This window comes from Neomesorhizobium albiziae (assembly GCF_900114255.1).
Classification (GTDB): Bacteria; Pseudomonadota; Alphaproteobacteria; order Rhizobiales; family Rhizobiaceae; genus Neomesorhizobium; species Neomesorhizobium albiziae.
The window spans coordinates 109,158-127,375 of sequence record NZ_FOSL01000013.1 but is presented as its reverse complement, the minus strand read 5'-3'; the positions used below and the strand labels follow the sequence as shown (position 1 = coordinate 127,375).

16 protein-coding genes are annotated in these 18,218 nt (G+C 61.8%); 11 read left to right on the top strand and 5 right to left on the bottom strand.

Annotated features, from left to right (window positions below; genetic code table 11):
• Positions 1-245 precede the first annotated feature (245 nt).
• The 8 genes from F3H98_RS19835 (at position 246) to F3H98_RS19795 (ending at position 9,540) form a co-directional block, all read left to right on the top strand.
• Entirely contained in the window at positions 246-2,042 is a 1,797-nt protein-coding gene (locus F3H98_RS19835; RefSeq protein ID WP_149762072.1) for an acyl-CoA dehydrogenase C-terminal domain-containing protein, read from the top strand.
• 231 nt (positions 2,043-2,273) lie between these two features.
• The gene (locus tag F3H98_RS19825) at positions 2,274-3,443 is read left to right on the top strand and encodes an acyl-CoA dehydrogenase family protein (protein WP_149762070.1); all 1,170 of its coding nucleotides are present in this window, start codon (positions 2,274-2,276) and stop codon (positions 3,441-3,443) included.
• Between the two features lie 30 nt (positions 3,444-3,473).
• The gene (locus F3H98_RS19820; RefSeq protein WP_149762069.1) at positions 3,474-4,682 is read left to right on the top strand and encodes an acetyl-CoA C-acetyltransferase; all 1,209 of its coding nucleotides are present in this window, start codon (positions 3,474-3,476) and stop codon (positions 4,680-4,682) included.
• A 5-nt stretch (positions 4,683-4,687) separates the two neighbouring features.
• Positions 4,688-5,065 (top strand): YciI family protein, encoded by a 378-nt coding sequence (locus F3H98_RS19815; RefSeq protein WP_149762068.1) that lies wholly within the window; start codon positions 4,688-4,690, stop codon positions 5,063-5,065.
• Complete coding sequence (locus F3H98_RS19810; RefSeq protein WP_149762067.1) at positions 5,062-7,281, top strand: 3-hydroxyacyl-CoA dehydrogenase NAD-binding domain-containing protein; 2,220 nt, start codon at positions 5,062-5,064, stop codon at positions 7,279-7,281. The genes F3H98_RS19815 and F3H98_RS19810 overlap by 4 nt, the downstream gene beginning before the upstream one ends.
• 172 nt (positions 7,282-7,453) lie before the next feature.
• Positions 7,454-7,996, top strand: a complete 543-nt coding sequence (locus F3H98_RS19805) for a thioesterase family protein (protein WP_149762066.1) — start codon at positions 7,454-7,456, stop codon at positions 7,994-7,996.
• A 113-nt stretch (positions 7,997-8,109) separates the two neighbouring features.
• A complete protein-coding gene (locus F3H98_RS19800) occupies positions 8,110-8,760 on the top strand; it encodes a S24 family peptidase (RefSeq protein WP_149762065.1) in 651 nt (216 codons plus the stop codon).
• 6 nt (positions 8,761-8,766) lie between these two features.
• Complete coding sequence (locus F3H98_RS19795; protein WP_149762064.1) at positions 8,767-9,540, top strand: thermonuclease family protein; 774 nt, start codon at positions 8,767-8,769, stop codon at positions 9,538-9,540.
• A 141-nt stretch (positions 9,541-9,681) separates the two neighbouring features.
• Here the strand turns inward: F3H98_RS19795 and F3H98_RS19790 are convergent, their stop codons facing one another.
• Complete coding sequence (locus tag F3H98_RS19790; RefSeq protein WP_149762063.1) at positions 9,682-11,328, bottom strand: lysine--tRNA ligase; 1,647 nt, start codon at positions 11,326-11,328, stop codon at positions 9,682-9,684.
• Positions 11,329-11,590: 262 nt separating this feature from the next.
• Between F3H98_RS19790 and F3H98_RS19785 the strand changes: the two genes are divergently transcribed.
• Both F3H98_RS19785 and F3H98_RS19780 read left to right on the top strand, forming a co-directional pair.
• Positions 11,591-11,998 (top strand): tellurite resistance TerB family protein, encoded by a 408-nt coding sequence (locus F3H98_RS19785; protein WP_149762062.1) that lies wholly within the window; start codon positions 11,591-11,593, stop codon positions 11,996-11,998.
• 6 nt (positions 11,999-12,004) lie between these two features.
• The gene (locus F3H98_RS19780; RefSeq protein WP_149762061.1) at positions 12,005-12,817 is read left to right on the top strand and encodes a sterol desaturase family protein; all 813 of its coding nucleotides are present in this window, start codon (positions 12,005-12,007) and stop codon (positions 12,815-12,817) included.
• Here F3H98_RS19780 and F3H98_RS19775 read toward each other — a convergent pair.
• Positions 12,804-13,646 (bottom strand): transporter substrate-binding domain-containing protein, encoded by an 843-nt coding sequence (locus F3H98_RS19775; protein ID WP_244621798.1) that lies wholly within the window; start codon positions 13,644-13,646, stop codon positions 12,804-12,806. The genes F3H98_RS19780 and F3H98_RS19775 overlap by 14 nt on opposite strands.
• Before the next feature lie 401 nt (positions 13,647-14,047).
• Here F3H98_RS19775 and F3H98_RS19770 point away from each other — a divergent pair, with 401 nt between their 5' ends.
• Positions 14,048-15,667: a glycosyltransferase gene (locus F3H98_RS19770; RefSeq protein WP_188130476.1), complete on the top strand. Its 1,620-nt coding sequence runs from the start codon at positions 14,048-14,050 to the stop codon at positions 15,665-15,667.
• Between the two features lie 50 nt (positions 15,668-15,717).
• On the opposite strand, the gene F3H98_RS19765 is transcribed toward F3H98_RS19770, so the two are convergent.
• The 3 genes from F3H98_RS19765 to F3H98_RS19755 form a co-directional block, all read right to left on the bottom strand.
• On the bottom strand, positions 15,718-15,936 hold the full coding sequence (locus F3H98_RS19765) for a helix-turn-helix domain-containing protein (RefSeq protein WP_149762059.1): 219 nt from the start codon (positions 15,934-15,936) through the stop codon (positions 15,718-15,720).
• 96 nt (positions 15,937-16,032) lie between these two features.
• Positions 16,033-16,680: a hypothetical protein gene (locus F3H98_RS19760; protein WP_149762058.1), complete on the bottom strand. Its 648-nt coding sequence runs from the start codon at positions 16,678-16,680 to the stop codon at positions 16,033-16,035.
• Between the two features lie 268 nt (positions 16,681-16,948).
• The gene (locus tag F3H98_RS19755) at positions 16,949-17,806 is read right to left on the bottom strand and encodes an NYN domain-containing protein (protein ID WP_149762057.1); all 858 of its coding nucleotides are present in this window, start codon (positions 17,804-17,806) and stop codon (positions 16,949-16,951) included.
• Between the last annotated feature and the right edge of the window lie 412 nt (positions 17,807-18,218).

Sequence of the window (18,218 nt, the reverse complement as noted above, 5' to 3'; positions counted from 1 at the left end):
CTAAAGAAAAACGCCGTGCAGTTGCGCGGCGTTTTTTTGTGCCGTGGTGAATCTAGAACCTGTAGCGAATGCCGAAGGCGCTGGCGTTCGAGCCTTCGCCCAGATCGGTGCAAGCGGAAAATTTTGGATGCATTAGAAATTGACGTTTACGCAAACGTCAAAATTTGCTAACAACCCTTTCCAACGGCGGCCCCATGCCTTCGAAATGCGTGCGGGCCGGGCAAACGCATGTTGGAGGATGATGCATGCCGATCTACAGGGCACCGGTCCAGGATACGCTTTTTGTTCTGAACGACGTGCTGGGTTACGAGCGCTACTCGAACCTTCCCGGCTTTTCCGACGCAACTCCCGATATTCTCGAGGCAATCCTCGCCGAGGGCGCCAAGCTTGCCGAAAACGTCATGCTGCCGACCAACCGCGTTGGCGACATGGAAGGCTGCGTACGCCACGACGATGGGCAGGTGACGACGCCGACAGGCTTCAAGGAAGCCTATACCCAGTATCGCGAAGGCGGCTGGGTTGGGCTCGCCGTTCCGACCGAATTCGGCGGGCAGGGACTTCCCTACACGGTGCATTCGGCAGTCGGCGAATACATGTCGTCGGCCAATATGGCGCTGATGATGTATCCCGGCCTCACCCAGGGCGCCATCGCGGCGATCCTCACGCACGGCTCGGAAGAGCAGAAGCAGACTTACCTGCCCAAGATGGTCGAAGGCGTCTGGACAGGCACCATGAACCTGACGGAGCCGCATTGCGGCACTGATCTCGGCCTGCTGCGCTCCAAGGCGGCGCCCAACGGCGACGGCTCCTACAAGATTTCCGGCCAGAAGATTTTCATCTCGGCCGGCGAGCACGACATGGCGGAAAACATCATCCACCTGGTGCTGGCCCGCATCGAGGGCGCGCCGGAAGGCGTTAAGGGCATCTCGCTGTTCATCGTGCCGAAGTTCAAGCTGAACGGCAGCGGCGAGCCGGGCGACCGCAACGCGGTTTCCTGCGGGTCGATCGAGGAGAAGATGGGTATCCACGGCAACTCGACCTGCGTCATGAATTATGACGAGGCCGAGGGGTATCTCATCGGCGAGGCCAATGGCGGCCTGAAGGCGATGTTCGTGATGATGAACGAAGCACGCCTTGGCGTCGGCTTGCAGGGCCTTGCCGTTTCGGAAGTGGCCTACCAGAACGCCGTCAACTACGCCAAGGAGCGTATCCAGGGCCGTTCGCTGTCCGGGGTGAAAGCTCCCGACAAGAAGGCTGACCCGATCATCGTTCACCCAGACATCCGCCGCAGCCTGATGACGATGCGCGCCTTCAACGAGGCCGGCCGCGCGCTGATCCTGTGGACGGCGATCAAGTCCGACGTTGCGCACCGCTCCGGCGACGAAAAGGAACGTGAGGCGGCCGACGACCAGCTCGGCCTGATGACGCCGATCATCAAAGGCGTGCTGACCGACAAGGGTTTCGATCACGCGGTGATGGCGCAGCAGGTTTTCGGCGGCCATGGCTACATCGAAGAGCACGGCATGAGCCAGTTCGTGCGCGATGCCCGCATCGCCATGATCTATGAAGGCGCCAACGGCATCCAGGCACTCGACCTGGTCGGCCGCAAGCTCGGCCTCAATGGCGGCCGCGCCGTGCAGGCCTTCTTCAAGGAGGTCGGCGACTTCTGCGAGGAAAACCGCTCGGACGAGAAGATGGCGCCCTATACCAAGGCGCTGAAGAAGGGCCTCAACGATTTGCAGGCTGCCACCATGTGGCTGATGCAGAACGCCATGGCCAAGCCCGACAATGCGGGCGCCGCCTCGACCGACTACCTGCATCTCTTCGGCCTGGTGGCGCTGGGCTACATGTGGGCGCAAATGGCCAGGAGTGCGCAGGGCAAGCTGGCCGAGGGCGCCAACGGTCAATCGTCGTTCTATGACAACAAGCTCACCACCGGACGCTATTTCATGGAGCGCGTGATGCCGGAGACGGCGGCGCACCTTGCCCGAATTTCGACCGGCGCCGATACCATGATGGCGCTGCCGGCGGAGGCATTTTGAGCAGGGTTGGCCGCTAGCTGACGAGGATCGATAGGTGCTCTACGTTGCCCCCCTCTGTCCTGCCGGACATCTCCCCCTCAAGGGGGGAGATCAGCTGTCTCGGCTGATTCCGCAAATCTCCAACGTCACCAGAAACGCGCCGAGCTTGACGTTGCCAATCTCCCCCCTTGAGGGGGAGATGGCCGGCAGGCCAGAGGGGGGCGATTGGATCGCTCCTTTGGGAGGAAACACATGACCAATCCCGCCGATATTCTCGAACTGCCGAAGCCGGTGTGGGCGGCCGACGACGTCACCATGCTCTACGACATGGCGTCACGGTTCCTGTCGGAAGAGATCGCCCCCCATTACGAGCGCTACGAGAAGAACGAGATCGTCGAGCGTTCGGCCTGGGAAAAGGCTGGGGCGGCGGGCCTGCTCTGCGCCTCGATGCCGGAGGAATATGGCGGCGCCGGCGGCACTTACGCGCATGAGAGCGCGATTGCCGAGGCACTCGGCCATGTCGGCGTCGACGGTTTCGGCATCGCGCTGCACAATTCGATCGTCGCGCCCTACATCCTTCACTATGGCTCCGAGGACCAGAAGAAGAAGTGGCTGCCGAAGATGGCGACCGGCGAGCTGATCGGCGCCATCGCCATGACCGAACCGGGCGCGGGCTCCGACCTGCAGGGCGTCAAGACGCGCGCCGAGAAGGATGGCAACCACTACAAGATCAACGGCTCGAAAACCTTCATCACCAACGGCCAGAACGCCAATCTGATCATCGTCGTGGCCAAGACCGACCCGACCAAGGGCGCCAAGGGCACCTCGCTGATCGTCGTCGAGACCGACGGGCTCGAAGGTTTCGAGCGCGGCCGCAACCTCGACAAAATCGGCCTCAAGGCCAACGACACGTCGGAGCTATTCTTCAACGACGTTCGCGTGCCGACCGCCAACCTGCTCGGCCATGAGGAAGGCCAGGGTTTCGTCCAGCTGATGCAGCAACTGCCGCAGGAGCGGCTGCTGATCGCCGGCCAGGCCATCGGCATGATCGAGCGGGCGCTTGCCGTCACCGTGGATTACGTCAAGGAGCGCAAGGCGTTCGGCAAGGCCGTGGTCGAGTTCCAGAATACCCAGTTCAAGCTGGCCGAGCTGAAGACCGAGGCCACCATCGGCCGCGTCTTCTACAATGACTGCGTCAAGCGCCACCTGAACGGCGGCCTCGACCCGGTCACCGCCTCGATGGCGAAATACTGGATCACCGACCTGCAGTGCAAGATTGTCGACGAATGCCTTCAATTGCACGGCGGCTATGGCTACATGAATGAATATCCGATTGCCCGCATGTACCGTGACGCGCGCGTCCAGCGCATCTACGGCGGCACCAACGAAATCATGAAAGTGCTGATCGCGCGCTCTCTCTGAGCCGCCGCACCGGAACCAAGGAGCAGTGAAATGGCTGACGTATTTGTCTACGACGCGGTACGCACCCCGCGCGGGCGCGGCAAAAAGGATGGCTCCCTGCACGAAGTGCCGGCGGTCCGTCTCGGCGCCAAGGTTCTGGAGGCGGTGCGCGACCGCAACGGCCTCGACACCTCAACCGTCGATGACATCATCTTCGGCTGCGTCGACCCGGTCGGCGAGGCCGGTTCGGTGATCCCGCGTTCTGCTGCCTTCGAAGCCGGTTACGACAACAAGGCTCCGGGCATGCAGATCTCGCGCTTCTGCGCGTCCGGCCTGGACGCCATCAATTTCGGCGCCGCCAAGATCGCTCAAGGGGCGGACGAGATCGTCATTGCCGGCGGTGTGGAATCGATGAGCAGGGTCGGCATGGGCATGTCGGGCGGCGCCTGGTTCATGGACCCGTCGGTCGGCCTGCCCGGCTACTTCGTTCCGCAGGGCGTTTCGGCCGACCTGATCGCCACCAAATACGGATTTTCGCGCGACGATGTCGACGCCTACGCCGTCGAAAGCCAGAAGCGTGCCGCAAAAGCCTGGGAAAAGGGCTACTTCAAGAACTCGGTCATCCCCGTGAAGGACCAGAACGGCCTGATCATCCTCGACCATGACGAGCATATGCGCCCGACCACCGACATGCAGGCGCTGGCGTCGCTCAATCCGTCCTTCACCATGCCCGGCGAGATGGGCGGGTTTTCCGCCGTCGCCATCCAGCGGCATCCGGAAGTGGAGGAGATCAACTATGTGCACCACGCCGGCAACTCGTCCGGCATCGTCGATGGCGCCGCCGCCGTGCTGCTCGGCTCGAAGAAGGCCGGCAAGGCGATGGGGGTCAAGCCGCGCGCCCGCATCCGCGCCTTCTCCAACATCGGCTCCGAGCCAGCGATCATGCTGACCGGTCCGGTCGATGTGACGGAAAAGCTCCTGAAGCGCGCCAAGATGAAGCTCGAGGACATCGACCTGTTCGAACTCAACGAGGCCTTCGCCAGCGTCGTGCTGCGCTACATGCAGGCTTTCGACATCCCGCACGACAGGATCAACGTCAACGGCGGCGCCATCGCCATGGGCCATCCGCTTGGCGCCACCGGCGCGATGATTTTCGGCACCGTGCTTGACGAGCTGGAGCGGCGCGACCTCAACACCGCGCTGGTGACCTTGTGCATTGGCGCCGGCATGGGCACCGCCACCATCATCGAGCGCGTCTGAGAACAATGAGCGACGGCCGCACGCCCTTCATGCTCATCCTGAAATTGCGCGAGGATCTGCGCGATCCCGCCAAGTGGACGGATGCGGAACGGGATGCGGTCGGCGCGCATTTTCAGATGCTGCAGCGCGAGGCGGCGGCCGGCAATGTGTTGCTGGCCGGCCGTTCGGACGAATATCTGGAAAACGGCCACATGCATCCGGACGTGATGGGCATCGGCATTTTCCTGGCCGGCTCGCGCGAAGAGGCGGAAAAGTTCGTCGCCGCCGACCCGGCGGTGCGTGCCGGCGTGATGAGCGTGCGCGTCCACAAATTCAACCTTGCCGTCCACGCGGGTCCTCAGACCTGGACGGCGCTTAGCGAACAGGACGGGAGTTCCCGATGAGCTACAAGAACTTTACCCTCGACGTCGACGCCGATGGCATTGCCCTGATCACCTGGGACATGCCGGAAAAGTCGATGAACGTGTTCAACGAGAGCGTCATCGACGAACTCGGCGAGATCGTCGGCAAGGTCGCCTCCGACGCGACCATCAAGGGCGCCGTCATCACCTCCGGCAAGGAGACGTTCTCGGGCGGCGCCGATCTCACCATGATGCGCCGCATGCTCGACCTGTTCGAGGCGGAGAAGGCAAAGGACGGCCAGAAGGCGGTCCAATTCCTGTTCGACAATGTCGGCCGCATGACCGGCCTGTTCCGCAAGCTGGAGACCTCGGGCAAGCCGTGGGTTTCAGCGATCAACGGCACCTGCATGGGCGGCGCCTTCGAAATGTCGCTGGCCTGCCACGGCCGCGTCGCCGCCGATAGCGAGAAGGTGAAGATGGGCCTGCCGGAAGTGAAGGTGGGCATCTTCCCGGGCGCCGGCGGCACCCAGCGGGTGCCGCGCCTGGCGCAGCCGCAGGAAAGCCTGCAGATGCTGACCTCCGGCCAGAGCCTGACGCCGCAGAAGGCCAAGGCGATGGGGTTGATCCACGAGATCGCCGAGCCGGCGAAGCTGGTCGAAGCCGCCAAGGCGATGATCAGGAACGGCCTCAAGCCGGTGCAGCCGTGGGACGAGAAGGGCTTCAAGCTGCCCGGCGGCCCGATCTACGCGGCCGCGGGCGCCAATCTGTGGCCGCCGGCAATCGCCATCCTGCGCCGCGAAACCTATGGCAACTACCCGGCCGCCAGCGCCATCCTGAAATGCGTCTACGAGGGCCTGCTGGTGCCGTTCGACACCGGCCTCAGGATCGAACAGCGCTACTTCACCGAAATCCTGCAGACCAAGGAAGCGGCGGCGATGATCCGCTCTCTGTTCGTCTCGCTGCAGGAACTCAATAAGGGCGCCCGCCGCCCGGCCGGCGTGCCCGACACCAAGTTCAAGAAGGTCGGCGTACTGGGCGCCGGCTTCATGGGCGCCGGCATCGCTTATGTCACGGCCAAGGCCGGCATCCCGGTGGTGCTGCTCGACCGCGACCAGGAATCGGCCGACAAGGGCAAGGCGCATTCCGACACCCTGATCTCCGAACAGGTCAAGAAGGGCCGCGCCAAGGCGGAGGAGAAGGAGAAGCTGCTTTCGCTGATCACGCCGACCGCCGACTATGCCATGCTCGACGGGTGCGATCTTGTCATCGAGGCGGTTTTCGAGGACTCGGAAGTCAAGAAGGTGGCGACCGAGAAGGCCGAAGCCGTGCTGAAATCGTCGGCGATCTTTGCCTCCAACACCTCCACCATTCCGATCACCGGCCTGGCCAAGAACTCGTCGCGGCCGAAGAACTTCATCGGCCTCCACTTTTTCTCGCCCGTCGACAGGATGATGCTGGTCGAGATCATTCTCGGCAAGAAAACCGGCGACAAGGCGCTGGCCGTGGCAATCGACTATGTCCGCGCCATCAAGAAGACGCCGATCGTCGTCAACGACACGCGCGGCTTCTACGTCAACCGCTGCGTGCTGCGCTATATGGCCGAAGCCTTCCAGATGCTGATCGAGGGCGTTCCCGCCCCGATGATCGAGAATGCCGCCAGGATGGCCGGCATGCCGGTGGGTCCGCTGGCGCTCACCGACGAGACGGCGATCGACCTTGCCCAGAAGATCATGAAGCAGACGATCAAGGATCTCGGCGACAAGGCGGTGGACAAGGACCAGTTCGCGCTGATCAACACACTGGTCGACAAGCACGACCGCCGCGGCCGCAAGAATGGCAAGGGCTTTTATGACTATCCGGCCAAGCCGGCGAAGAAGAAGCTGTGGCCCGGCCTGAAGGACCTCTACAAGCAGCAGGATCCCGACAAGGTCGAGATCGATGAGTTGAAGCAGCGCTTCCTCGCGACAATCGCGCTGGAAGCTGCCCGCGTCATGGAAGAGGGCATCGTCACCGATCCGCGCGAGGCCGATGTCGGCTCGATCCTGGCTTTCGGCTTCGCGCCCTATACGGGCGGCGCGCTTTCCTACATCGACGGCATTGGCGCCAAGGCCTTTGTGAAGATCGCCAAGGGCCTGCAGAAGAAGTTCGGCGGTCAGTTCAAGGCACCGAAGCTTCTGATCGACATGGCCGACAAGGGCGAGACGTTCTATGAGCGCTTCGATCCCTACGCCAGGCAGGAAGCCAAGGAAGCGGCGTAGGGCGAAGAGATTTCCTCTCCCCAGTTCTCGGTGAGAGGGTGCGCCCTTCGACGGGCTCAGGAGGCAGGTGAGGGGCGCAAGATAAAGCGCTGAAGTTGACGTTGCCCCTCATCCGGCCCTTTCGGGCCACCTTCTCCCCGTGAACGGGGAGAAGGAAGAACGGAGTTCTTCCATGTATGTCTGGGCACGCCTCGCAAGGATGGCGCTGACCGCGAAAAGCCGCGGCCGCTACCGAATGGGCGATGAGAGCCGTCTGACCTTCCGCTGCCTGCCGACCGATATCGATTCCAACCTGCATCTGAACAATGCGCGCTACATGATGCTGGCCGATGTCGGCCGCATCGACATCTTCATGCGCGCCGGGCTTCTCGGGCTTGCCCGCAAAAACGGCTGGGCGCCGATGATGGGCGGTTTGCAGGCCGTCTATGTCCGCGAGATCAGGCTGTGGAAGCGGTTCGACGTGGTCTCCACCGTCGAGACCTGGGAGGACACGCAGGTCATCGGCCGTCACCGCTTCGTGCTTGAGGGTGGGCAGACGGCAGCGCTGGTGATGACCACCGCCGGCATCTACGATTTTTCCAACCGCCGCTTCCTGGCGATCGACGAGGTGATCGGCGGGCTCGGCCATAAGATCACCCCGCGCCCGCCGACCGAGCCGGAAAAGATCTTCATGGCCTCGCACGGCCGCCTGCGCGAACTGGCCAAGCAGGGGTGACGGGTGGAAATTCTGGAGGTCGATGTGGGAAGTTTTGTACTGGCGCTGGACAAGAAAGACTGCCGGCGTTAAGTAGGTAAAAGGTATTTTTTCCTGTCCCAGGGAGCGGAGCCATGCTCTCGCACGAGCGCGTCTGGGCCGCGATTGACGCTTTGGCCGAACGTTATTCATTGTCGGCTTCCGGTCTCGCCAAGCGTGCCGGGCTCGATTCGACGGCTTTCAACAAGTCGAAGCGGCTGTCGTCCGACGGCCGCCCGCGCTGGCCGTCGACCGAATCGCTGGCCAAGATCATCGAGGCGACGGGCGCTTCGCTCGACGAATTTCTGGGCCTTGTCGAAGGCAAGCCGTCGGCGCCCTCCGACGCGTTGCCGCGCCAGACCTCTTCGGTGCCGCTGCTCGGCTTCGCCCAGGCGGGCGCCGGCGGCTTCTTCGACGATGCCGGTTTTCCAGCGGGGCAGGGGTGGGATCTGGTCGAATTGCCGTCGCGCAATGATGACGGCTCCTATGCCTTGCAGGTGCAGGGCGATTCCATGCTGCCGCTCTACCGCAACGGCGACGTGCTGATCGTCAGGCCGGGTGCGGCCGTGCGTCGTGGCGACCGCGTGGTGGTCAAGACGCGCGAGGGCGAAGTGATGGCCAAGCTGCTCGAGCGGCAGACAACGAAGTCGGTCGAACTGGTGTCGCTCAACCCCGAACACCCCAACCGGGAAATCCCGACGCCGGAGATCGAATGGGTGGCGCGCATCGTCTGGGCGAGCCAGTAGGGCGTGATGCGGCCTGCTGTTGCCCTTGGCGCGATGGCGTCGATAGCGTTGCTCTGTGTTGGCATCGTCGCCAGCGGGCGAAATCTGGTTGACAGCGAGGCGACGTCAATCACCGTCGACGAGATCGATCCTGCCATGCTGGAACTGCCCGAACCCGACGACACGGCGGCGGAAGGCGAACCTGACACGGCTGTCCAGCCGCCCGAACCCGAAAGCGAACCCGCGCCGGAAACCACCGCCCGCTACCAGCGCGTCGAGCCGCGTGCGCCGCTGAGCGACCTCGGCCAGGCGAAGCAACCGGACATCAAAAGGCCGGCGGACTGGGACGGAACCAGCCTCCATCGCCCGATCAGCAACGCGGCCGGCACTTTCGAGGCAATGGGCTACTCGGTCACCATCGCTGGAACCGAGCCCGTCGACGCTGACGAAACATGCAATTTCAAGGGCGATTCCTGGCCATGCGGCGCACGGGCAAGGACGGCGTTCCGCTCCTTCCTGCGCGGGCGAGCGGTCATCTGTGCGATGCCGGAAGGCGCTGAGCCCGGCGCGATCACCGCGGAGTGCCGCATCGGCACCGACAATATGGGCGAATGGCTGGTCGAGAACGGCTGGGCGCGCGCCGCTGCCGGTGGCCCTTACGCCGAACTCGGCGAAAAGGCGCAGTCCGCCGCGAAGGGCGTCTATGGCCCGCCACCGGTGCGTATCGAAACGGCTCCGTTGCCGGACGGTGCGCAACTGCCCGTGCTTGAAGCGGACCCGGCAGAGGTTCCGCTCCAGTAGCGTAATTCCATATGAGGCAGCGCCAGGAGGCTGGCCGTAACGCCGACGCCCCCTCGCCCCGTACTTACGGGGAGAGGGTAAGGGTGAGGGGCAGTTTCCGTCTAAGTCGAAAATTGTCTGATGTTCAGGCCGGTTGGCGCGCTAAGCGGCCAGCTTGCCGGTCAACGCCTTGTCGATCAGACCCCGTGTTTCCTCGACGCCATACAGCGCGACAAACGAGCCGAAACGCGGCCCGCGTTCCTGGCCGATCAGCACCTGATAGATCATCTGGAAGAAGCCTCCCGAAACGCCCGGTCCGCCTTCCGGGCTCTGTTTCGAATGGTCCTGGTAGCGCTCGACCTTGCGCGCCACGTTGAGGGCGGCGTTCTGGATCGCTTCGCCATTGGCATTGGCCGGCAGCTGGCCGAGACCCGCCGACAGCTTTGCCAGCGCGTCGCGTTCCACGTCGTCGGGCGCGCGGTAGTTCTTCTTCACGAAGTCACGGAAATACTGGAGGGCATAGCCGACCAGCCGATCGAGATGCGGATGCGTCTGCGGGGTGACGCCGGGCGCATAGTTGGAGATGAAACCCCACATGACGCCGGCGTTTTCCGCGTTCGAGGCAGTCGCCAGGTTGAGCAGCATCGAGAACGGCACCGGCAGGTCGATCGCCGGCGGATTGCCGTCGTGCATGTGCCAGACCGGGTTGCCGAGCCGCTCCTTCCATTCCTGCCGCGGATAGGCCGCGAGGAAGGAATAATATTCGTCCACCGCCTTCGGGATGACGTCGAAATACAGCTTCTTGGCCTGTCGCGGCCGCTGGAACATGTAGAGCCCGAGGCTTTCCGTCGGCGCATAGGTCAGCCATTCGTCGATGGTCAGCCCGTTGCCCTTCGACTTCGAGATCTTCTGGCCGTTCTCGTCGAGGAACAGTTCGTAGACGAAATGCTCCGGCGCGCGACCGCCGAGGATATTGCAGATGCGGTCGTAGATCACCGCATTGGTCTGGTGGTCCTTGCCGAACATTTCGAAATCGACGCCAAGCGCTGCCCATCGCATGCCGAAATCCGGCTTCCATTGCAGCTTCACCTTGCCACCGGTGACGGAGAGCGTGGTTTCGGCGCCGTCTTCGTCGTCGAAGGTGATCGTGCCGGCCTTGGCGTCGACATGCTTCATCGGGACGTAGAGCACGCGGCCGGACTTCGGCGAGATCGGCAGGAAGGGGCTGTAGGTCGCCTGGCGCTCCTCGCCGAGCGTCGGCAGCATCACCGCCATGATCTGGTCGTAGCGCTCGGCGGCGCGCAGCAGCATCTCGTCGAAGCGGCCCGAGCGGTAATACTGGGTGGCACTGGCGAACTCGTAGTCGAAGCCGAAGGTGTCGAGGAAGCGGCACAGCATCGCGTTGTTGTGATCGCCGAAGCTGGCATAATCGCCGCCGAAGGGATTGGGCACCACGGTCAGCGGCATGTGCAGGTAGGGCTCCAGGAATGCGCGGTCCGGCACGTTGTCGGGAATCTTGCGCATGCCGTCCATGTCGTCGGAAAAGCAGATGAGCTTGGTCTTGACCTTGTCCCCGGTCAGCACGCGGAAGGCGTGCCGCACCATGGTGGTGCGCGCCACTTCCCCAAACGTGCCGATATGCGGCAGGCCCGAAGGGCCGTAGCCGGTCTCGAACAGGACGGTTTCGGGGAAATCGCGGCCCTTGTAGCGCTCGACGATCTTCCTGGCTTCCTCGAACGGCCAGGCTTTGCTCTCCGCGGCGGCGGCAAGCAGTTCGGGGTTGAGATCGATGGTATTTGATCTCGTCATGTCGAGAGCCCTTTTCGTTGGGCGGAACTTCCGCCGAAGACGGCATGCTCTATGCGTGCACATCGCAGGCGTCAACGATTCCGGCCATTTTCATTGCAGTGGAGACGGTGCGTCCTTAGAGCGCCGTGCGTCCATGTGGACGCACAAAAGGACGCTCTAAGACTTTGAATCGATGCATCGTGCTTTCCGAAAATCGATTCCGATTTTCGGGCCGATGCAGTAAGTTCGGGCGGCAAATCAATTGCTTGGAGACCTCCAGACCATGCCGACCGCCCACGAAGCGATGATCTACGTGATGGTCATCACGTCTGCCTCCGACCGCGACATGACAGACGAGGAACTGGCGCGGATCGGGCAGGTGGTGCGGTCGTGGCCGGTGTTTGTCGATTTTCCCGAGGACCGGCTGGTAGCCGTCGCCAAAGATTGCCAGCAACTGCTGCATGACGGCAGGAGCCTGGATGGGATCCTGGAGCTTGCGCGCAAGGCCATTCCCGCACGCCTGCACGACACCGCTTACGCACTGGCTGTGGAAGTGGCGTCCGTCGACCTCGAAATGCGCATGGAGGAGGTCCGCGTCATGCAGCGGCTTCGTCAGGCCCTTGAGATCGACGACACGACGGCGCACGCCATCGAATTGGCTTCCAAGGCGCGCCACCGCATGCTGACCTGATGTTGGATGGAGGCAGTGTCCTTCTCCGAGCCCGTTATCCGCGCCGTCGCGTTCCTGGTTGTCTTCGGGGCGATGGCGGGGTTCGAACTGTGGTCCCCACGGCTTGAGCGGCCCGAAATGGCGGGCGCCCTGAAATCGCGGCGCTGGTTCACCAACCTGTCGATTGTACTGATCTCGTCGGCGGTGTTGCGGCTGGTGTTTCCGGCGGCGGCGGTGGGTGCCGCTGCCTGGGCGGAGGCTAACCACTGGGGCCTATTCCGATGGCTGGGCCTCGACGGCGTCGTTGCCGGCATCCTGTCCTTCGTCATCCTCGATTTCGCGGTCTGGCTGGAACATGTTGCGAGCCACAAGATCCCGCTGCTTTGGCGCATCCATCGCATGCATCACGCCGACACCGGTCTCGATGTGACCACCGGGCTGCGCTTCCATCCACTCGAAATCCTGTTGTCGATGCTGTGGAAGGCGGCGATAGTCATCATCCTCGGCGCACCGGTCCTTGGCGTGCTGGTCTTCGAGATCGTGCTCAACGGCACCTCGATGTTCAATCATTCGAATGTCCGCCTTAGCGCTGGCGCCGACCGCGCCTTGCGCAAGGTCCTGGTGACGCCCGATATGCACCGGGTCCACCACTCGTGCGAGCGGGCCGAGACCGATTCCAATTACGGCTTCAATTTTCCGTTCTGGGACAGGCTGTTCGGCACCTATGTCGCGCAGCCGAAACGCGGCCATGACGGCGTCGAGATCGGGCTTACCGCCTACCGCGACGACAGCCCGACGCGGCTTTTCTGGGCATTGATGCTGCCGTTCAGAAAAAGCTGACCGGGAAGTAGCGCAGGTAGAGTTCGGCGAAGATGCCTTTGACGTTGATCTGCTGCAGCGCGTAATCGAACATCTGGGTGAGCGCCGGATCGTCCTTGCCGGCTGCGATGGCGAGCCCGGTGCCGAGATATTCCGGGGCCAGATAGGGGCCGCCCGCAAAACGGCAGCAGGCCCCGGAATCGGATCCGGAGAGCCAGAAAGCGAGCCGCATGCCGTCGCCGAACGTCCCGTCGATCTTGCCGGCCTTGAGGTCGTCGAACACCCAATCCTGCCTGGCATAGGTCACCGCTTTGACCTCCGGAAAATAGTCGCGGAGCATGCGCTCATGCGCCGATCCGGCGACGACGCCGATGCGCTTGCCGGCAGACGTCGTGTATAGCGGTTCCGCAATGGGCGATGCCGATCGCGCCGCGAAGCGTGCGGGAAACTGCAGATAGGCTCGGGAAAAGCCGTATCTGTCGCGGGTCTGCGCGGTGACGGAAATGCCAGCGATGATGGCCTCGCCCTCCTTGGCGGCGAGGGCCGCGTCGAGTTCCCGCCACGGCAGCGCCTGGATCTGGCATTTGTCGAGGATTTCGAGTTCGGTGCAGATCGCCCGCGCTAGGTCAACGTGGAAGCCGGTCAACCGGCCCGATCCGTCGAGGAAGTTGAACGGCGGAAAGTCCGTCGTGGTGAGAAAACGCAGCCGCTTCACGCCGGTAAGGTCGGGCTTGGCCAGTCTCTCCCTGGCGTCCCAGAAAACCGGGATCGCCGGCTGGTCCGCCCGAGCCACCTGGGCGAAGAGCAGGGCAATCCACAGCGAAGCGAGAAAGGCCGCGATCGGTCTCAAGGAATTCACCCTCCAGATGGGGCGCCGCTGCCCCGGTCGAATGGCCGGAAATCAATACCGGCAGCCGCGACCTGTCAATGCGGGCGCTTTCGGCACGGCCCGCCGGCTTCCGGATTGAGCGAAAGACGAAACCCGCCGGCCACGCGGCTCATTGCTTTGCATGGGAAAGCCGGCTAACTTATGTTAATGACGTAGGGGCAACTGTCAGAAGCGGCTTGGGGGGCCGCGCAGTCGAAACAGTTAAAACGTATATCAAGGCATTATGGCCGGACCTCCCACAGAGACCGGCAGCGGCTTCCTTGCGCCTTAAACCCGGTTGTTTCTCCAGTGGCATCGACGGCGCAGGAAAGACCGACAACGCGCTGAGATTGCTCGCAGGCCCTACAGTTCTGGGAGGAGCGATGAACGTTTCGGAGGAAGGCGTTCCGTTAACACTGCCGGCGGGTGTCGCCGGCGTCCGTTTTCGGTTTTTCGAACCGCCAGCTTTCACGAGTTCAGCCGGCGACACTGGCCTTGAAGCGGTGTTGCGCTACCCCGAACTCGATACGTGGAGGCCCGTTCTCGACCGCCTGGGGTTCTCGCAGCTGATGCGCACCCATGTTGCCATGCGGGCGCACGTCAACGGTGTGTCGCTCCTGCGGGAACTGCATGCATCCGGCATTGTTCCCGAAGCCGCACTCTATCGAGCGTTGGCCGACGAACTCGGGGTCGATTACCTCGATTGCGTCGATCCGGACAAGCTTGTGGTCCAGGAAGCCGACATCGTCGCGCTGCTTGGCCGCAGGCCGGGGGCAGCCCCCGTCGCATTGCGCAAAAAGGCCGGCATCGATGTCATTGCCGCGACCGACGGCATCGATATTCCCGCCCTGAAGCGCCGGTTGCTGCGGTCGCCCGCACTGCGCCAAAGTTTGAAAATTACAGCGCCTTCGGCGTTGCGTAGGGGTTTGTTCGAAAGGGCGCGTCCGGTTCTGGGCCAACGCGCGGTGAACGATCTTTTCGACAACCGACCTGACCGTTCGGCGCGCCTCGTGCTCAATGGCTGGCAGGCTTTCGTGCTGGGCTGTCTCGTCGCGGGGCTGATCGTGATGGTTGGGGCCTATCCAGCCGAAAGCTTTGTTGGATTTCACTTTATTTCTTCATTTTTCTTCCTGGCCGGCATCTATTTGCGGTTTGCCGCGGCGTCCGCCGCCTCGGCCTCGGCCCGGTTCGCGGCCGGCCCGGTCGCGGCGAAAACCATGCCCGTCTATTCAGTGCTCGTCGCGCTCCACAAGGAAGCCGAAATCGTGCCGGAACTGCTCATCGCGCTCGGCAATATCGTCTGGCCGCTCAGCAAGCTCGAGATCAAGCTCGTATGCGAGGCGGACGATCACGAGACGCTGGCTGCCATCCGCGCGCAGCCGCTTCGCCCGGCGGTCGAGGTCATCGAGGTTCCGGTCGTGGGGCCACGCACGAAGCCGAAAGCGCTTGCCTATGCGCTGCCTGCCGTCAGCAGCGATTTTGTCGTGCTTTATGATGCCGAGGACCGGCCGCACCCATTGCAACTGATCGAAGCCTGGCAACGCTTCGAGGCAAGCGACGGCAAGCTGGCGTGCGTCCAGGCGCCGTTGGAGGTGGCGAACGCCAAAAACGGCATCATCGCCCATATGTTCGCATTCGAATATGCGGCCCTGTTCAGGGGCATGTTGCCATGGCTTTCCAGCCGTCGCCTGTTGCTGCCGCTTGGCGGCACCTCGAACCACTTCCGGCGATCCATTTTGCAGGAAGTCGGCGGCTGGGATCCGTACAATCTTACCGAGGATGCGGACCTCGGCCTGCGTCTGGCGCGTTTCGGCTATCGTACCGAAACAATCGCCTCGCCGACCTATGAGGATGGCCCGGAACAACTGGGGGTATGGCTGCCGCAGCGCACGCGCTGGTTCAAGGGCTGGACCCAAATTATGCTTCAAAGCGCTAACGCTATGAAAACAATGATAAATTCAAGACAATGTTGCTTCATTTTCGCATCTGTACCAACACGATAGCAACAATTTGCCCTCGAACAGCATGTTTGAACGCTCACGAGTGCGATCCTTCATTCCCTTTGAATTGTCCTCTGCGCAGGCGCGCAAGCAGGGTCGAACTGAAGGGGGAGTGACCGCAGGTACCTCTCGACTTCGCTCGCCAGAACGATTGTTCTGCGGCCACTTTTTCGAGCACGAATCCTTCCTTTGCGCATTTCCTGGTAGATTTTCGTTTTGCCGATGCCGATTTCGCACACCAGCTCATTCACGCTAAATGCATACTTGCTCATAGCTCTGCTCCCTTAACTGAAACAGGATTTGACGCTCCTGCTCGTGAAGCGGATTATGACGAAGGATTCGTTCAAGGCCACCGGCACCGAAACCACTCATTTAATGGCCGGTCTTCCTCGGGCTCTTATTGCCTCGCTGGATCTTCCTGTTCGCGCATATTCGGAAGCGGCCGCGCGCATCATCTTAATCACCCGCTTGGGGCCGCCGGGATAGTAGACCTCGGGGCGGGATTCGGTCTCATTTGCCCATCGACGCGCCGTTCGCCTGTGGACGCCGTACGTCTCCGCGATGGTCTTGATCGGGGATTTGTCAACAATTTCACCTTCCCGTACGCAGCGTGCATAGACTTGTGCGAGTTCGATCTGCTCGCGCTCACGAGGTCCGCCTGCGGGCGTGCCGCGCCCCGCGACGGCAGAAACCATCTCTGGAATCTTGCCAGTTGCGAGATAGCCCGCAATCTCGCAAAGGACTGCGACAAAATCTGAGGGAAATTGGAACGGATGTTGCGACGTGTTGTAGTTTGAGTAGTCACGCAGGATATATTCGACGACGTACCACCATACCAGGGCGCGAACCCTTCTGTCGCTCGCGTCACGCTCAAGAAAATGGACACGGGCCCTTCGTTCCCATTCGCAGTGTTTCTCCCAGAAGCTGCGAAGAGTGTAGGTTGTTGATGGCTGGGACCGGGGATACAAACTCAGCGCCAAATCTTCGATCCAGCGATGTTTGGGGACGTGATGCATCGGGCGTCCTCCCAATGACCGAAACGTAGGCATCTCGGCGCAGCAATTCGATCCTTGGGTTTGCAAACGTCGAGTGCATGAAAAATGTAAGTTGGTTGGTCAGCCGCAGCAAGCAACCCGTAGAGCCCTGTTGGGCAGGGTCTCCCTTGCGCTATCTATCGTCTAGCCGATTTGGAAAAGCTTCTCAAAGCTGAGGACAGCTGCGTCAACGATGCGTGGGACACTATCCCAAAGGCAAGCATTCACCGTGAGTTGGCAAGTCGAACGGCTACCTGGCTGCGAGCCTCGCTTTCACCTCCATTTGAAAGCGACTGCGAACTTGTCGGATTTCTTCACGCTCAAGGTCTCTGCCGAGCGCTTCTCTTCCGCATGGCAGCAGCTTTCGGTCAAAGTCGGACGGGACTCCCCTGTCGGTTTCCCAATATGCAACGATCCCGTCTAGATCGGTTTCTTCTAAAGCTTGCACAAAATCGGAAACAGCCTGTTCAAGAGCGGACGTTCCCGTCTCCCCCGTGGCGGCCGGCGCAGGCTTATTCGCTGCGATAGCCACTTTCGACTGATGATGCTTGCTCTCGTCGGCCATAGCACGCATGGCTAAAAAAGTGCCGATGGTGGCAGCGCTCCACTCTACCGTTGTATCCGCCTCCTGCAAAAGCTGATGGGACTGCGAACCTCTACTAGGTTGAATTCCCAGTAGATGAACCCTGACGCCATAATTCTGAGCGATTTGCACCCCCACTCGCACATCCTCATCGCCAGATAACAGAACGGCATCACAAATCGATTTTTGGCGGGCAAGCTCGATCAAGTCCGTGACTATTAAAGAGTCTACGCCCTTCTGCTGCCCTGAGTTGTTGATAAATCCAAGTCGCAACTTCACGTCATCAAGATGCGCAAGCAAAGCTTGGTCAGCTGTCGGACGGCTTCCGCCGACAGCTCCATCGTACCAGTATATTCGCAGCAAGCGAGCGTGCGAGGCTTTCTCAGCGGCGACTTCCTTGAGAGCGGCGATTACGGACGCTGGATCGAGGACTGTGCTGGCGCGGGGTTTTTGACTTCCCGTTAGTGCTACGCTGCCCTGAGCAAAAAGGTATCCCGCATCTACAAAAACTGCCACTCGATCCATCTGCCCGCCCACAAATAGCAAGGGCTCCCGCAGGAGCCCTTTTATGCCGACGCATCCTCATAAAGCTAGCGGGACGCGCCGGAGTAAGCAGTAGATGACACGATTAATCGCGGTTTGCAAGCCACCCAACGGGATGAGCCTCTATGCTGATATAATCACTGAAATGCGTTTACAAAGTGTTTGTTCCTGAAAATCGACGGCCTTAATCGCGCTAGTTCTCGTCAAGGAATGGCAACCAGACACCTTCAATCTTCCCTATAATCGCGACGCGCGGGGCAACCGTTGTGGCAAGCGGAGCGCATGGAGCCGTGCCGGCGGTTACGCTCCGCTCTGCTTCCCAGAAAATGTCTCAGCTGACATGGTGCGAGAGTTCTGCGAAGTTCTGAAGATGCGGGGACAAGGCTAGGTATGC

Bases quoted from the DNA above. Each gene is read 5' to 3' on its own strand.
- F3H98_RS19835 (WP_149762072.1), top strand. From the start codon at position 246: ATGCCGATCTACAGGGCACCGGTCCAGGATACGCTTTTTGTTCTGAAC.
- F3H98_RS19825 (WP_149762070.1), top strand. From the start codon at position 2,274: ATGACCAATCCCGCCGATATTCTCGAACTGCCGAAGCCGGTGTGGGCG.
- F3H98_RS19820 (WP_149762069.1), top strand. From the start codon at position 3,474: ATGGCTGACGTATTTGTCTACGACGCGGTACGCACCCCGCGCGGGCGC.
- F3H98_RS19815 (WP_149762068.1), top strand. From the start codon at position 4,688: ATGAGCGACGGCCGCACGCCCTTCATGCTCATCCTGAAATTGCGCGAG.
- F3H98_RS19810 (WP_149762067.1), top strand. From the start codon at position 5,062: ATGAGCTACAAGAACTTTACCCTCGACGTCGACGCCGATGGCATTGCC.
- F3H98_RS19805 (WP_149762066.1), top strand. From the start codon at position 7,454: ATGTATGTCTGGGCACGCCTCGCAAGGATGGCGCTGACCGCGAAAAGC.
- F3H98_RS19800 (WP_149762065.1), top strand. From the start codon at position 8,110: ATGCTCTCGCACGAGCGCGTCTGGGCCGCGATTGACGCTTTGGCCGAA.
- F3H98_RS19795 (WP_149762064.1), top strand. From the start codon at position 8,767: ATGCGGCCTGCTGTTGCCCTTGGCGCGATGGCGTCGATAGCGTTGCTC.
- F3H98_RS19790 (WP_149762063.1), bottom strand. From the start codon at position 11,328: ATGACGAGATCAAATACCATCGATCTCAACCCCGAACTGCTTGCCGCC.
- F3H98_RS19785 (WP_149762062.1), top strand. From the start codon at position 11,591: ATGCCGACCGCCCACGAAGCGATGATCTACGTGATGGTCATCACGTCT.
- F3H98_RS19780 (WP_149762061.1), top strand. From the start codon at position 12,005: ATGGAGGCAGTGTCCTTCTCCGAGCCCGTTATCCGCGCCGTCGCGTTC.
- F3H98_RS19770 (WP_188130476.1), top strand. From the start codon at position 14,048: ATGAACGTTTCGGAGGAAGGCGTTCCGTTAACACTGCCGGCGGGTGTC.
- F3H98_RS19765 (WP_149762059.1), bottom strand. From the start codon at position 15,936: ATGAGCAAGTATGCATTTAGCGTGAATGAGCTGGTGTGCGAAATCGGC.
- F3H98_RS19760 (WP_149762058.1), bottom strand. From the start codon at position 16,680: ATGCATCACGTCCCCAAACATCGCTGGATCGAAGATTTGGCGCTGAGT.
- F3H98_RS19755 (WP_149762057.1), bottom strand. From the start codon at position 17,806: ATGGATCGAGTGGCAGTTTTTGTAGATGCGGGATACCTTTTTGCTCAG.